Annotated in this window: 12 protein-coding genes; 6 read left to right on the top strand and 6 right to left on the bottom strand. The window is 72.7% G+C overall.

Annotated features, from left to right (window positions below; translation table 11 throughout):
• Positions 1-363: 363 nt before the first annotated feature.
• The gene (locus HW837_RS21695; RefSeq protein WP_193380574.1) at positions 364-1704 is read right to left on the bottom strand and encodes a helix-turn-helix domain-containing protein; all 1341 of its coding nucleotides are present in this window, start codon (positions 1702-1704) and stop codon (positions 364-366) included.
• Between the two features lie 439 nt (positions 1705-2143).
• Between HW837_RS21695 and HW837_RS21690 the strand changes: the two genes are divergently transcribed.
• Positions 2144-2677 (top strand): peptidoglycan-binding domain-containing protein, encoded by a 534-nt coding sequence (locus tag HW837_RS21690; RefSeq protein WP_045559548.1) that lies wholly within the window; start codon positions 2144-2146, stop codon positions 2675-2677.
• Between the two features lie 94 nt (positions 2678-2771).
• On the opposite strand, the gene HW837_RS21685 is transcribed toward HW837_RS21690, so the two are convergent.
• From HW837_RS21685 to HW837_RS21675, 3 genes are all read right to left on the bottom strand, one after another.
• A complete protein-coding gene (locus HW837_RS21685; RefSeq protein WP_045559547.1) occupies positions 2772-3266 on the bottom strand; it encodes a helix-turn-helix domain-containing protein in 495 nt (164 codons plus the stop codon).
• A gap of 429 nt (positions 3267-3695) precedes the next feature.
• Positions 3696-4358, bottom strand: coding sequence for a DUF3017 domain-containing protein (locus HW837_RS21680; protein ID WP_390623572.1), 663 nt, complete (start codon positions 4356-4358; stop codon positions 3696-3698).
• A gap of 430 nt (positions 4359-4788) precedes the next feature.
• On the bottom strand, positions 4789-5643 hold the full coding sequence (locus HW837_RS21675) for a bifunctional methylenetetrahydrofolate dehydrogenase/methenyltetrahydrofolate cyclohydrolase (protein ID WP_193380573.1): 855 nt from the start codon (positions 5641-5643) through the stop codon (positions 4789-4791).
• A 282-nt stretch (positions 5644-5925) separates the two neighbouring features.
• Between HW837_RS21675 and HW837_RS21670 the strand changes: the two genes are divergently transcribed.
• The 5 genes from HW837_RS21670 to HW837_RS21650 all read left to right on the top strand — a co-directional run bounded on the left by HW837_RS21670 (position 5926) and on the right by HW837_RS21650 (position 11866).
• Positions 5926-6504, top strand: coding sequence for a hypothetical protein (locus HW837_RS21670; RefSeq protein WP_045559545.1), 579 nt, complete (start codon positions 5926-5928; stop codon positions 6502-6504).
• A 185-nt stretch (positions 6505-6689) separates the two neighbouring features.
• Positions 6690-7439 carry a hypothetical protein gene (locus HW837_RS21665; RefSeq protein WP_045559544.1) on the top strand — a complete coding sequence of 250 codons (750 nt, stop codon included), beginning with the start codon at positions 6690-6692 and terminating at the stop codon, positions 7437-7439.
• Positions 7436-8803 (top strand): protein kinase domain-containing protein, encoded by a 1368-nt coding sequence (locus tag HW837_RS21660; RefSeq protein ID WP_045559543.1) that lies wholly within the window; start codon positions 7436-7438, stop codon positions 8801-8803. The genes HW837_RS21665 and HW837_RS21660 overlap by 4 nt, the downstream gene beginning before the upstream one ends.
• A gap of 174 nt (positions 8804-8977) precedes the next feature.
• On the top strand, positions 8978-9619 hold the full coding sequence (locus tag HW837_RS21655; RefSeq protein WP_052682953.1) for a M23 family metallopeptidase: 642 nt from the start codon (positions 8978-8980) through the stop codon (positions 9617-9619).
• Positions 9620-9766: 147 nt separating this feature from the next.
• The gene (locus HW837_RS21650) at positions 9767-11866 is read left to right on the top strand and encodes a serine/threonine-protein kinase (RefSeq protein WP_193380572.1); all 2100 of its coding nucleotides are present in this window, start codon (positions 9767-9769) and stop codon (positions 11864-11866) included.
• Positions 11867-11980: 114 nt separating this feature from the next.
• On the opposite strand, the gene purH is transcribed toward HW837_RS21650, so the two are convergent.
• Together purH and purN are read right to left on the bottom strand one after the other, a co-directional pair.
• The gene (purH, locus tag HW837_RS21645) at positions 11981-13546 is read right to left on the bottom strand and encodes a bifunctional phosphoribosylaminoimidazolecarboxamide formyltransferase/IMP cyclohydrolase (RefSeq protein ID WP_093790410.1); all 1566 of its coding nucleotides are present in this window, start codon (positions 13544-13546) and stop codon (positions 11981-11983) included.
• Complete coding sequence (gene purN, locus HW837_RS21640; RefSeq protein ID WP_060883574.1) at positions 13543-14172, bottom strand: phosphoribosylglycinamide formyltransferase; 630 nt, start codon at positions 14170-14172, stop codon at positions 13543-13545. Before purN ends, purH begins: the two co-directional genes overlap by 4 nt.
• Positions 14173-14264: the final 92 nt, after the last annotated feature.

Raw genomic sequence — 14264 nt, 5'->3', positions numbered from 1 at the left:
GGTGCCGGGCCGGGAGGACGGTGCGCGTCTCCCGGGCGGGCCGGACTCCCGTGGGGGTACTCTCCGCCTGCCCCGGAGTTCGTCGAGCATTCCACTTACGCCGTGATTACTTTTCCGGCAAGGGTGATGACCGAACGTGACGGGGTGCCCCGGTCCCGCACGGCACGCTCCCTTCCCGGGGCGCGCTTTCCTCCGGGGGCGCGTTTCCCTCCGGGGGCGCGTTTCCCTCCGGGGCGCGGGTGGGAGGTCTTCCCGCGGCGCGCGCCCCGGGAAACGCTCCGCGCCGCCGGCCCTCCGCACGTCCGGCGGCCGCCACCCCGCACAGCTCGCCGCCCCACCCGGCCCACTCCCCCGCGCGGTCCGCTACCCCGTGCAGCCCTTCTGTCCCGATGCCAGCGTCGCGCAGGCCGTGGCCTCGCCCGCGTCCTTGACGGCGACCATCTGCGTGTAGGCGATGTTGTCGCCGGCGGCTTCGATGGCGGCGGTCTGCTTGGTCTTTCCGACCGTGACCTGCACCTCGTCGCCCTGGGTGGCACCCGTGATGCGCGCCCAGGCGGCCTGGCAGGCCTTGCTGTAGCGGACCTCGACCCGGGTCGTGCCGATCGTGGCCTCGTCGGTGGTCCGGACGAGGTTGCCGATGCACCCCATGGTCTCGGGGTCCTTGCCGGCGCAGTCCTTGCCACTGCACTTCACGCCGGCCGGGAGGTCGGGGTTCGCGCCGATCGAGGTCGACGGGGAGGTCGGCGGCTTGCCCTCCGCCTGGTCCTTGCCGTCACCGTTGGTGAGGAAGAAGGCCGCCGCGATCACGACGAGCCCGCCGACGGCTCCGGCGAGGAACATCGTCACGCGCCGCCTCGGCTGCGAGTCACCCTCGTCGGAACGGGCGCCACCGCCGGGCGGCGGCCCGAAGACACCGGAGGGAGCCGAGGCGTCACCGCCGGCCCGGACGCCACCGGAACCCGAGGCACCGGCCTGGCCCCGGGACGACGCCCCCGACGAAGCCGACGACACCGAGGCGGAGCCCGGGGCTGCCCCCGACGAGACCGACGACGGTGACGGCTGCGACGGCGTGGCGCCCCAGCTGATGCGCGACGCGCCCCCGGCGACCGCCCCGGCCCCACCGGCCCCGCCGTACGGCGGCGCGGAGGAGGACACGGACGGGGCGGAGGGAGCGGACGGTGACGAGGTGGACGGCGCGTGCGCACCCCCGTACGGCGCGCGCGGGATGCGATCGCTCGGGGAGCGCGGCTGCACCGGGACGGTCGGTGAGACGCCCGCCGGGCCCGCCACGCCCGGAGTCGCGGTGGCGCTGCGGCCCGCTCTGGCGTTCCGGCCGCCGACGTCCTTGACGGTGGCCTGACCGCCCGTCTCGCCGAGGGCGGCGCGGGCCTGCGAGATGCGGATCGCTTCCATGGTCATGTCGTGGCGCATCTCCGAACGGCTCCAGGCACGTTCGGCCAGCTCCCACATGGTGGTCAGGTGGACCGGATCGGTACCGGTCACCTCGGCCAACGCGACGATCGCGCCCTTCGGCGCGAGGAGTCTGCCGTTGAGATACCGCTCCCAGGACGTCTTGCTGTAGCCCGTGCGGTCGGCCACCGCGGCGACACTCAGCCCACCGCGGTCGACGAGTCGGCGGAGCTGGCCCGCGAACTCCCTGACCTGTGGATCGAGTTCATCCGGCAAGGCCCTCCAACGAGGCATTACTTCCCCCTCTTCCCCCCGTACGTCTCTCCGTACGACCCGGGACCCTCTCCGAAGTCCCGTTCTGGCCTACCCACTGGGATGCGCCCGGCAGGGATGCCAGTTCCCCGAAAAGGGGCGCGCGGGAGCATTTCGGACCTGCTCACACGCCGTCGCACGCCCCCCAACGGTCTGTGGTCCAGTGTCCCACCGGCATCCCGGATTTCCGGGCGGAATCGCAGGTCCAGGCACGGGACGTCCCGGCTCATCCCAAATGCCCACGTTAGCCCTGGTGTCGAGCGGGTCGGCCGCACATCCTCGAACTTGTCAACACATCGACACAACGACCACACAGGCACGGTCACCCGAGTCGAACAGGGGCTCGTGCGCCTCGTACACACCGTCGAGGAACGTGTGCGTCAGTGAACGTCGACAGGTCAACGGGGATCAGGGGGATCACATGCAACTCAAGGCCAGGCTGCTGCTCGCGGCCGTCGCCGTGACGGCCTCGGCCGGGCTCGCGCTCGGCACCGCCGCTCCGCTCGCCGCGGCGTCCGCGTCGCACGTCGTCGACGGCTCCGGTGCCGCGTACAACGACTGGGGCGACGAGGGCACGCTGTCCGTCAACTCGCACTCCAAGAGCAACGCGACACGGCTGTGGCAGAGCGTCCTGTACGCCGACGGCGCCAAGTGGAAGGACTCCAGCGGCACTCTGCACACCTTCACCGCGTGGGACATCGACGGGGTCTTCGGCTGGAAGACCCGCTCGGCGACCAAGTACTGGCAGGCCCAGGAAGACCTGGAGGACGTCGACGGCATCGTCGGCAAGGAGACCTTCGGTCAGGCCGACGGCTTCCTCGACGGGCCGGCCGGCGACGGCGGGGTGACGTACGCGGGCCTGGCGCACGAGGTGGACTTCAAGCGCCTCGACGGGGACTACTACGTCAGGATCGGCTCGAAGTGGAAGGTCGCCGCGTACGACTGGCGCGGCTGAGGGGCCGGCCCGGCACGGTCCGGTGACGGCCTGTGCCGACGGTGACGGCGTGTGCCGACGGTGCCCGCGGCGCCCCGGCCGCCGACGGGGGTCGTCACGACAGCGTGACGGCCCCTATCAGCGCGGCGGCGATGAGGAGCAGGACGGCGAGGGCGGCGTACAGGGCGATACGGCCGGGCGGGCGGGGGGCCGGTTCGTCGGCGGGGGTGTCCCACCAGGGGAGCGTGGGGTCGTCCTCGTAGGCCTCCGCCGCGTTCTCCGCCCGCTCCCCCGCCGCGCCGGGGTCGGACGGCGGGGTCGGCGGCACCGTCTGGGGGGCCGGGCGCGGCCAGGCCCGTAGGGCCAGTTCCCGGAGCGCGCCGAACCGTTCGGCGTCCTCCCCGGCGACCCGGCACAGGGCCACGACCGCCTGCCGGGGCGGGGGCTGGGTGCCGTTGAGGTACCGCTGCCAGGAGGACTTGCTGTACGCGGTGCGCGCGCCGAGCGCGACGAGACTCAGTCCCGTGCGGTCCTTCAGCAGGCGCAGCTGTTCGACGAAGTGCTGTACCTCCGGGGGGAGTTCGTCCGGCAGCGGCTGCCAGGCGCTCATCGGGCTGCCTCCTCGGCTCGCGGGCGGGTCTGAGCAGGTGACGACGGTCGTGGGTGCGCCGGTTCCCACCAGTACGGGCGTCGGAGCTGTGGCGTTCGGAGCGTGCGCCTGGGTGTCCTGGAGGGGCGTGGAGTGACGGGGGCCGAGGTGTGAGGCGAAGCGAGAAGCGCGACGGGGGCGCGCGGAAGGGCCCGCGCTCCGGCGTTGTGCTGCCATGCCCGGATGACGTCCGGGTGCCGTCGCCGTGGCCTGATGCGGACACCTTGGCGGAATGGTCACTTCCGTGACACAGCGGCCTGACAGGTGTTGAACAGGGTGTTCGCCGTGCAGGAACGTGGAGTGCGACGGCGGTCCGTCCTTACTCGGGGGAGGGGACGGACCGCCGTCGCACGGTGCCGGGGCCGGTGCCGGGGGCGAGGCGGGAGGGCCTCAGCCGGTCTCCTCGTCGCCCACCGTGAAGTGCAGCGTGTCCTTGAGGAACGGGATCTCCAGCAGCGGCCTGGGCTGGGCCATCAGCGCGAGCAGCACGATGGTGGTGCCCAGGACGATGTACGTGGCCATGTCGGTGAAGCGGGAGCGGACGGCGAGCATGCCGACGTCCCGGACGGCCCAGCGCAGCGCCGCGCCGGCGAGCAGCGCGACGCCGATCAGGATGGTGCCGACCCGGAACGCGTCCAGCGCGGTGAGCAGCAGCCCGAGGGCCACGGTGCTCAGCACGGCGAGGATGGGCCACTGCCGGACAGGGGCCGGCGCCTCACGCGGCGCGGCCCGGCCACCGCCCTCGGGCCGCGCGGTGTCCCTGGTGAACAGGGGAAACCGCCGAGTGCCACGCACGGGCTTCCCATCGGCCCCGGGGACGCTGATGTGATCCGACACATCGATCTCATCAGCGCTCTCCCCGGACTCCGGACCACCGCCGGCCTCGCCCGCCTCGGAGGCCCGGGACGAACCGCCCGACTCGGCGTCGCCGGAGGCCTGGGTTGCCCTGGCAGCCCTGTTCGGCCCGGATTCCCCGGAGGACGGGGTGGACCGGGCAGTGTCAGTCGTCTCGGCCGCACCGGTCGTCTCAGCCGCCTTGGCGGTCTTGGCCACCCCAGCCGCCTCTGCGGCACCGCCGGTCTTGGCCACCCCAGCCGCCTCTGCGGCACCGCCGGCTTCGGCCGGCTCGGTCGCCTCCGCGCCGGCCGCCCCCGCCTGCGCAGCCGATCCGGTCGCCTCGGCGGAACCGGTGGTTCCAGCCGCGTCCGCCGGCCCCGCCGGCTCGGTCGCCCCGGCAGGACCGGTCACCGCGGCCGTCTCGGTCGCCCCGGTCGGCCCGGTCACGGCGGCGGAGCCGGTCGTTTCCGTCGTCCTCGACATCTGTGCCCTCTCCGACGGCGCCGCCCCGTCGCGCGCGCCGTTCTCGCGGTGCGGCTCGGCGGGCTCGGCCGCTGTCTTTCCGGGGGCGTCGGCGGCCGACGCCCCGGGTCGTCCGGCTCGGTGCGGGGCCCCCGGTGGTCCCGGTGTCCCCTTCGCCCTGCCGTCAGCCGACACTGCGCTCCGCCGCCTCGACCACATTGACGAGGAGCTGCGCGCGGGTCATCGGCCCGACACCCCCGGGGTTGGGGGAGATCCAGCCGGCGACCTCGGCGACACCGGGGTGCACGTCGCCGACGATCTTGCCATCGGCGGAGCGGGAGACACCGACATCGAGGACGGCGGCGCCCGGCTTCACGTCCTCGGGCCGGATCAGGTGGGCCGAGCCGGCCGCGGCGACGATGATGTCGGCGCGCTTGAGGTGCGCGGCCAGGTCACGCGTGCCGGTGTGGCACTGGGTCACCGTCGCGTTCTCGCTGCGCCGGGTCAGCAGCAGCGGCATCGGGCGGCCGATGGTGACACCGCGCCCGACGACCACGACCTCGGCACCCTTGATCTCGACGCCGTACTGCCGGAGCAGGGTGAGGACGCCGTTCGGGGTGCAGGGCAGCGGCGCGGGCTCGTTGAGGACGAGGCGCCCGAGGTTCATCGGGTGCAGTCCGTCCGCGTCCTTGTCGGGGTCCATCAGTTCGAGGATGCGGTTCTCGTCGATGCCCTTGGGCAGCGGCAGCTGCACGATGTACCCGGTGCACGCGGGGTCCTCGTTCAGTTCCCGCACCGCCGCCTCGATCTCCTCCTGCGTGGCGGTCGCGGGCAGTTCGCGCTGGATGGAGGCGATGCCTACCTGCGCGCAGTCGCGGTGCTTGCCCGCCACGTACTTCTGGCTGCCGGGGTCCTCCCCGACGAGGATCGTGCCGAGTCCGGGCGTGACGCCCTTCTCCTTCAGCACCGCCACGCGGGCGGTCAGATCGGACTTGATCGCGGCTGCGGTGGCCTTGCCATCGAGAATCTGGGCGCTCATGGCCCCAATCTTCGCGGATGACCGGCGCCGGGTTCCAATCCGGTCACCAGGCGGACGCCCTCCGACCCCTACCGAGCCGGATCGCGATCCGTCCCGGACAAGATCGGATGTGTTGCACTTGCACAACACCCGGCGAATCGCCCTGGACATCCGAGCGGGCATATAAAACGATTGGGGCACAGTGCCGCGGGCACTGCCGGGGGGCGTGACCACTACCAGAACAGGGCATTCCTCCGAACCGTGCCGCGCGTCCCCGCACCAGGCAACGGAGGAAACCCCGCCATGAGCTTCGGCGACCCGAACAACCCGTACGGCCAGCCCCAGCAGCAGCCGCCCGCCCAGGGCTACGGCTACCCGCAGCAGAACCAGCCCCAGCAGCCGGGGTACGGCTACCCGACCGCCCCGCCGGTCTCCCAGGGCTACGGCGGCTACCCGAACGCTCCCGAGACCATGCCCAGCACGGTGAACGCGGCCCGCATCATGCTCTGGGTCATCGTCGGCCTCCAGGTCGTCGGCGTGCTCCTGTACGGCATCGGCGCGATCGGTGTGGCGGCGGCCAGCGACAGCACCGAGGACCCGGCCCTCGCGGAGGCGCTGGGCAACATCCCCACCGGCCAGATGGTGGCGATCGCCGTCTTCGCGGTGGCCTGGCTCGTCTACGCGATCATGCTGGCCGTGAAGTTCAAGTCCGGCGGCAACGGCGTACGCGTCGCCGCGCTGGTCTTCGGCATCATCACGGCCGTCCTGGGCGTCTTCCCGTTCTTCCTGATCGGCCTGGTCCACCTGGTGCTGGGCATCCTGATCGCCGTCTTCGTCGGCAACGCGGCCGGCAAGGCGTGGTTCAACCGCCCGCGCTACTGAACCGCCGAGCACATCGAAGGGCCGTACCCCCGCACACCGGGGGCACGGCCCTTCGGCGCGTTCACACCGGACAGGCGCCGCCGTCGCAGACGTCATGGAAACGCCGCATACGCCGGACCTGTGGTGTTTACCTCCCCGGCCCGTACTCTGACGCGTCCATGTCTGCCTCGGGGGAGGAACCAGTCATGCACAGCATCATCGTCGTGCCCGCGCCCATGCCCGTCGACGGAGGACGTCCGGGCGAACAGGTCCGGCTCGCACCCGGCGAGTCCCTGCCCTTCGGCCGTACGCGGCGGCCGGGCGCCCCGCATCTGACCATCGCGCACGAGGGCGTGTCCCGGGAGGCCGGGGAGATCACGGCCACGGGCGCCTACTGGACGCTCAGCAATCTGAGCCGCGCGCAGACGTACGTGGTGGAGAACCCGGAGGGCGCAGGCGAGCACATCAAGGTCGCGCCGGGGCGGCTGGACGCGCCGGTGCCGTTCGAGTTCTCGCGAGTGGTGCTGCCCGCGGGCAGCGAACTGCTCAGCTTCGACGTCTGGGCCCCGCGCCACGACTTCCTCGACCAGGCCGGTCCCCTTGACGGCTCGCCCACCGCGTCCGCGTTCCCCCTCGACCGGGGCAAACGGTACTTCCAGGTGCTGGCCGCCCTGTGCGCCCCACGGCTGCGCGGCGAGCCGCACGCCGCGCTCGCCACCGCCGACGAACTGGTCGAACTGCTGCGCCCCAGCTGGCCCTCGGTGTCCCGCACCGCCGTGCAGTGGAACATCGACTACCTGGCCGTCAAGCTGCGGCTGAAGCCGGCCCCGGAGTCCGCGCCGCCCGGCGGTGCCCGCCTCAACGGAAAGAAGGACCGCCTGGTCTCCCTGGCCCTGCGCTTCGACCTCGTCCGCGAGTCCGACCTGACGGTGCTGAAGGGCGGTGCGGACCGATGAGCGCGCGGGAGCCGTACGCCGTGCCGGTGCCGAAGGGGTACCGCGTCGGCGTCTGGGAGATCCGTGAGCCGCTGGCCTCCGGGGCCTTCGGGACGGTGTACGCCGCGCGGCGCACCGAACCGGCCGAGGGGCTGCCCGCCGAGGCCGCCCTGAAGTTCCACCCCACCGGCACCCGCACCCCGCGCCAGCTGCGCCACCTCCAGGAACTCGCCGAACGGGAGAAGGAGTTGCTGCTCCGGCTGCGCCGTCCGCGCCTCATCCGCATGTACGAGACGCTCACCGTGGACGACCCGTCGGAACCCCTGCTCGACGGCGCCTCCGTCCTCGTGCTGGAACGCGCCGAGGGCTCCCTCGACCAGTTCATCGACCAACTGGCCGCACGGGCGCGGGGACAGCGGGCCGTCGCCCTGCCGGGCGGGCCCTCGCTCCTCGCCCAGATCTGCGAGGGCCTCGCCCACCTCCACCACGCGGGCTGGGTGCACGGCGACCTCAAGCCCGCCAACGTGCTGCTGATGGCGGACGGTTCGGTACGGCTCGCCGACTTCAACCTGGCCGCCGAACTGGAGGGGACCCACGCCTACTCCCCGGCGTTCAGCACTCCCGACTACAGCCCGCCCGAGCTGCTCTGGGCCGAGGTCGGCGAGCACGGGCACCGGACCCGTCCGACCGCCGACATCTGGGCGTTCGGCGTCCTAGCCCACCTCGTCCTGACCGGCGGTCCGCCCTTCCCCGGAGCCGCCCCGCCCGCCCGGCGGGACGCCGTCCTGCGCTACGCGAGCGGCCGCGAGGAGCTACGGCTCTCCCCCGAACTGCCCGGCCCCTGGCGGCAGATCGTCACCGACTGTCTGGCCCCGACCCACGCCGCCCGTGCCCCGCACACCGCGTCGTCCCTGCTCCGCCGCGTCGAGACGGCGGCCGGGGCGGCACGCTCCCCGCGCCTCCCCCGCCTGCGGCCGAGGCGCGGCCCCCATCCGGCCCTCCTCGGCGGCCTGGCCGCGCTCACGGTCGTGTCCCTCGCCACGGCCGGCCTGCTGGCCCTGCGCGAACCGGCCCCGCAGGGCTACGAGCGCTGCGACCGGGGTGATGTCTGCTTCTTCACCGAGGCGGACGGACAGGGCGAGATGTGCGCCTGGTACGAGTACGACGACGACTGGCTGGGCGGGATCATCACCTGCGACTGGGCGAAGGACACCCGGCCCAGGTCGGTCTTCAACAACGGCTACTCCGGCGACCCGCACGCCGACGTCGAACTGTTCCGCGAGCCGAACCGCGAGGAACCGTTCGGCTGCGTCCAGGAGAACGCCAAGGTCGACTACCCGGCCGGCCTGGTGCTCCGCTCCCACGAGTGGGTGGAGTCGTGCTGAACGACGGACCACAGACCGGCCGACCCTATGACCTTCGAGGTACCGGGACGCGGGCCGGCCCCGGATGCTTGAGGCGTTCGCAGCGAACAGCACGACAGCACGACAGCAACACGAATCACGCGCACCACGAGAACCACGAGAACACCACGGGGAACACGGGGAAACGGGGAAAAGATGACGACGACAACGACAACCGCGACGGCCACCGGCACGCCCGCACGGCGCAGGACGGCCGTCGCGCTCGCCGCGACCGCCGTGGCGCTCTCCTTCGGCCTGACGGCCGGGGGTTCGGCCACGGCCGCACCGGCGTCCACGTCCGCGTCCGCCGCGGGTGACGTGGCGGCGGCGGCCAAGCCGAGGTTCCAGATGCCGTTCAAGTGCAACACGCACTGGCGGATCGACACCTGGGGCCACAACCCGGCCATCGACATGGTGGTGAAGGGGAACACCGGCTCCTCCGGGAAGCCCGTCTACCCCGGCTACAAGGGCAAGGTCGTCAAGGCCTACAAGGACTCCGGCGCCGGCAACATGATCATCATCAATCACGGCGGCGGCTGGTACACCGCGTACTACCACTTGAAGGACAGCGCCACCAAGTACGTCAAGGTGGGCCAGACCGTGGGCGCGAAGAAGCAGATCGGCCGTGTCGGCGCCACCGGCAAGAACAGCGGCAACCACGCCCACCTGCACTACGAGCAGCGGTACCGGACCAACGGGATCCCGACCGAGAAGCACCGCAAGCCGGTGCACTTCAACGGCAAGTCCTACACGGGCAAGAGCAAGACGTGGAAGGACGTCGTCAGCAAGAACTGCTGATCCGAGCCACCCCTCGGTACGGCCCGCCGGACATGCTCCGGCGGGCCGTACACGGCTGGGCCCGCGCGGTAGTCTCTCGTCAACTCCTGTTGTCCATGGGACCGTTGAGGCAGCGCACGACCAGAGAGAACACCACCCGGGGGACCCATGTCAGACCAGCGGCCCGGACCGCCGCCGCACGCCCCGGCGTCGGGTGACCTCGCGCTGGAGCCGACCGGCGCGACCCCGCTGCGGCCGTCGGACCCCGCGCGCCTCGGGCCGTACGTACCGCTCGGGCTGCTCGGCAGCGGCGGAATGGGCCGGGTGTATCTGGCCCGGCCGGCCGACGACGCCCCCGGGCTCGCCGCGGTGAAGGTGATCCGGCCGGAGTACGCCGAGGACACGGAGTTCCGGCGCCGGTTCCAGCGCGAGGCGGGCGTGCACGACCGGATCCGTACGCCGTACGCGCCCCGGCTGCTCGGCACCGGCTTCGAGCCCGAGGACGAGCACGGGCGCGAACTTCTCTGGATGGCCACGGAGTATCTGCCCGGCCTCAACCTCACGGACGCGGTCCGCGACTGCGGCACCCTGCCGCCCGCCGCGGTCTGGCGTCTGGTGGGCGAACTCGGCCGTGCCCTGTCGGCGCTGGCGGCGGCCGGGGTGGTCCACCGCGACCTCAAGCCCTCCAACGTCCTGCTCTCCGCCGACGGTGTCCACGTCATCGACTTCGGCATCTCGCAGGCGGTGGACAGCAGTGCGATCACCATCACCGGGAGCCGGGTGGGCACGCCCGCGTACATGTCGCCCGAGTACCTCAGGGACGGCCGCTGCGACGCCGCCTCCGACGTCTTCTCCCTCGCCGGGACGCTCGTGTACGCCGCCACCGGCCACGCCCCGTTCGGCGACGGCACCGGCGTCGACGTCATGCACCGGGTCGCCTTCGAGGAACCCAAGCCGGCGCTGATGTCCGAACTGGCCTCGGCCGACCCCGCGCTGGCCGCCCTGCTCACCGCCTGCCTCGCCAAGAACCCGGCCGACCGCCCCACCCCGGCCCACCTCACCGAGGCCGCCGCCGACACCGGCCGCCCCTGGCCCGACCCCCTGAACTCCCGCCTCCTCGCCCGCCGCCGGTCCTGCGCGTCCCTGGCCCACGCCACCGCCCGGGAGACGGCCCATTTCCGCGTCCCGACCCGCCGCGACAAGCCCTCGACTCCCCCGCCGGCGGAGGGGGCAGCCGATGCGCCGGGGGCTGTCGAAGCGCCCGCGCCCCGCCTCCCGGGTGGTCACTCCGGAACGCCGGGCGGTCAGTACGGAGGAATGACACCGGCCGGGACGTACGGAGGGCCGACACCGGCCGGGACGTACGGGCCCCCGACGCCGCCGGCCACGGCGTACGGAACCCCCACCCCGGCCGGGGCGTACGGAGCCTCGACGCCTCCCGTTGCGTACGGAGTCCCGGCGTCGGCCGGGACGTATGGGCCGCCGACGTCGGCCTCGGCGTACGGAGCCCCGCCGTCCGGCGAAGGCGGAGGCGGGGAGTACGGGCCGCACGCGCCGGCGCCCGGCCAGTACGGAGCGCCGCCGACCTGGGGCGGAGGCCAGGGGCCCACCGTCACGTCGGTGGCACCCCGGCGGCGCAAGGGGGCGTACTTCGCCGTCGTGGCCGCGTTGGCGATGTGCGCGGTGGCCGTGGGGGCGTACTTCGTCACGCGGGCGCCCGTCGAGGACGCCTCGTCCGCCGCGCCGACCGCCGGTACGACCACGGCGCCCGACGGGAAGGCCGCGGCCCCCCTGCCGGGGTCGTCCGACTCGCCGTCGCCCTCCGCCGAGAAGGACAAGGAGAAGAAGGACGGGGCGAGCCCGACCCCGGGGCCCTCACGGGAGACAGCGGACGCCACCCCAGGCGACACGGCCGGCCCCACCCCCGGCGCCGAAGGTTCCTCGGGCGGTGACGGCGACGCGGCAGCACCCACCCCTGCCCCCACCGCCACCAAGACCGCGACGAAACCCGCCACCCCCGCCTGGATCTCCCAGTGCACGTACTACTCCGGTACCGAACTCACCGACCGGGGCGACGAGGGGCAACGCGTCGTACAGGTGCAGTGCATGCTCCAGAAGCGCGGCTACAGCGTCGGCGGCTCGGGCGTGGACGGCAAGTTCGGCAAGGACACGGAGTCGGCGGTCGAGCAGTTCCAGGCCGCGAAGAGGCTGGAGGTCGACGGCCAGGTGGGGCCCGACACCTGGGCGGCGCTGCGCGGCACGACGTAGCGCCGCGGCCACCGTGGACGCGTACGACGCGGGGCCCGTCGGAACGTCGTCCGACGGGCCCCGCGCAGCGTGCTCTCAGCGAAGCACTTCCGGGACGCACCCCAGGGGAAAACCTCAGTGGAAGAAGTGCCGCGTCCCCGTGAAGTACATCGTGATGCCGGCCTTCTGCGCGGCCTCGACGACCAGCTCGTCACGGACCGAACCGCCCGGCTGGACGATGGCCTTGACGCCGGCCGCGCCCAGGACGTCGATGTTGTCGGGGAACGGGAAGAAGGCGTCCGAGGCGACGTACGAGCCCCGCGCGCGCTCGGCGCCGGCCCGCTCCACCGCCAGCTTGCAGGAGTCGACGCGGTTGACCTGACCCATGCCGACACCGACCGACGCGCCGTCCTTGGCGAGCAGGATCGCGTTGGACTTCACCGCGCGGCAGGCCTTCCAGGCGAACGCCAGCTCGGCCAGCTCGTCGGCGGAGAGGGCGTCACCGGTGGCGAGGGTCCAGTTCGCCGGGTCGTCCCCGTCGGCCTGGAGCCGGTCGGTCACCTGGAGCAGCGCACCGCCGTCGACGGGCTTCAGCTCCACCGGGGCCGCAGGGGCGCCCGGCGCCTTCAGCACGCGGATGTTCTTCTTCTTGGCGAGGGCCTCCAGGGCCCCCTCCTCGTAGTCGGGCGCGACGATGACCTCGGTGAAGATCTCCGCGACCTGCTCCGCCATCTCCTTGCTCACCGGCCGGTTGACGGCGATCACACCGCCGAACGCGGAGAGCGGGTCGCAGGCATGGGCCTTGCGGTGCGCCTCGGCGACATCCGCGCCGACCGCGATACCGCAGGGGTTGGCGTGCTTGATGATCGCGACGGCGGGCTCGTCGTGGTCGTACGCGGCACGGCGCGCGGCGTCCGTGTCCGTGTAGTTGTTGTACGACATCTCCTTGCCGTGCAGCTGCTCGGCCTCGGCGAGACCGCCGGTGCCGGAGACGTACAGCGCGGCCGGCTGGTGCGGGTTCTCGCCGTAGCGCAGGGTGTGCGCGCGCTCCCAGGTGGCCCCGAGGAAGTCGGGGAACTGCGAGTCGTCGGCGGGCGCGTAGGACGACGCGAACCAGGAGGCCACGGCGACGTCGTACGCGGCCGTGTGCTGGAAGGCCTCGGCCGCCAGCCGCTTGCGGGTGGAGAGGTCGAAGCCGCCGTCCTTGACCGCGCCGAGGACGTCCGCGTACCGGGCGGGGCTGGTGACGACCGCGACGGAGGGGTGGTTCTTGGCGGCGGCGCGGACCATCGAGGGGCCGCCGATGTCGATCTGCTCGACGCACTCGTCGGGGGTGGCCCCGGAGGCGACGGTCTCCCGGAACGGGTAGAGGTTCACGACGACGAGGTCGAACGGCTCGACGCCCAGCTCGGCGAGCTGGCGCTGGTGGTCCTCCAGCCGGAGGTCGGCGAGGATGCCCGCGTGGACCCTGGGGTGCAGGGTCTTGACCCGGCCGTCCAGGCACTCGGGGAAGCCGGTGAGCTCCTCGACCTTGGTGACGGGGACGCCGGCGGCGGCGATCTTCGCGGCCGTGGAGCCGGTGGAGACGAGCTCGACACCGGCCTCGTGCAGCCCGCGCGCGAGGTCCTCGAGGCCGGTCTTGTCGTAGACGCTGACAAGCGCGCGGCGAATGGCCCGCTTGGCGTTGCTCTCGGCGGTCACTGGATAACTACCTTTCGTCCCTCAATGCGATAGCCGTTGCGGGCGAGCCGCCCCACGACATCGACGAGCAGCCTTCGCTCGACTTCCTTGATGCGCTCGTGCAGAGCGCTCTCGTCGTCCTCGTCCCGGATCTCCACCACGCCCTGCGCGATGATCGGTCCGGTGTCGACGCCGTCGTCGACGAAGTGGACGGTGCAGCCGGTGACCCGGGCGCCGTAGGCGAGCGCGTCCCGCACGCCGTGGGCCCCGGGGAAACTGGGGAGGAGAGCCGGGTGGGTGTTGACGAACCGACCGCCGAACCGCGCCAGGAACTCCTTCCCCACGATCTTCATGAACCCGGCGGAGACGACGAGATCGGGCTCGTACGCGGCGACGGCCTCGGCGAGGGCCGCGTCCCACTGCTCGCGCGTCTCGTGATCCTTGACCCGGCAGACGAAGGTCGGCAGTCCGGCGCGCTCGGCGCGGGCGAGCCCCTCGACGCCGCCGCGGTCGGCTCCGACGGCCACGATCTCGGCGCCGTAGGCCTCGGCGCCGGTCGTCGCGATGGCGTCCAGCAGCGCCTGGAGGTTGGTGCCGGATCCGGAGACCAGCACGACGAGGCGCTTGGCCACGGGCTTGGCGGCCACGGTGGGGCCCTTTCTACGGGTTCTTCGGGTGATACGGGTACTGCGCGCTTGTGCATTCATACGAATGCTTCGCGTCCCCCGATACGGGGAAC

It is taken from the genome of Streptomyces caniscabiei (assembly GCF_014930365.1).
GTDB lineage: Bacteria > Actinomycetota > Actinomycetes > Streptomycetales > Streptomycetaceae > Streptomyces > Streptomyces caniscabiei.
This window is presented reverse-complemented; position numbering and strand designations above follow the sequence as displayed.

Bases quoted from the DNA above. Each gene is read 5' to 3' on its own strand.
- HW837_RS21655 (WP_052682953.1), top strand. From the start codon at position 8,978: ATGACGACGACAACGACAACCGCGACGGCCACCGGCACGCCCGCACGG.
- HW837_RS21670 (WP_045559545.1), top strand. From the start codon at position 5,926: ATGAGCTTCGGCGACCCGAACAACCCGTACGGCCAGCCCCAGCAGCAG.
- HW837_RS21690 (WP_045559548.1), top strand. From the start codon at position 2,144: ATGCAACTCAAGGCCAGGCTGCTGCTCGCGGCCGTCGCCGTGACGGCC.
- HW837_RS21675 (WP_193380573.1), bottom strand. From the start codon at position 5,643: ATGAGCGCCCAGATTCTCGATGGCAAGGCCACCGCAGCCGCGATCAAG.
- HW837_RS21695 (WP_193380574.1), bottom strand. From the start codon at position 1,704: ATGCCTCGTTGGAGGGCCTTGCCGGATGAACTCGATCCACAGGTCAGG.
- HW837_RS21665 (WP_045559544.1), top strand. From the start codon at position 6,690: ATGCACAGCATCATCGTCGTGCCCGCGCCCATGCCCGTCGACGGAGGA.
- HW837_RS21650 (WP_193380572.1), top strand. From the start codon at position 9,767: ATGTCAGACCAGCGGCCCGGACCGCCGCCGCACGCCCCGGCGTCGGGT.
- HW837_RS21685 (WP_045559547.1), bottom strand. From the start codon at position 3,266: ATGAGCGCCTGGCAGCCGCTGCCGGACGAACTCCCCCCGGAGGTACAG.
- HW837_RS21660 (WP_045559543.1), top strand. From the start codon at position 7,436: ATGAGCGCGCGGGAGCCGTACGCCGTGCCGGTGCCGAAGGGGTACCGC.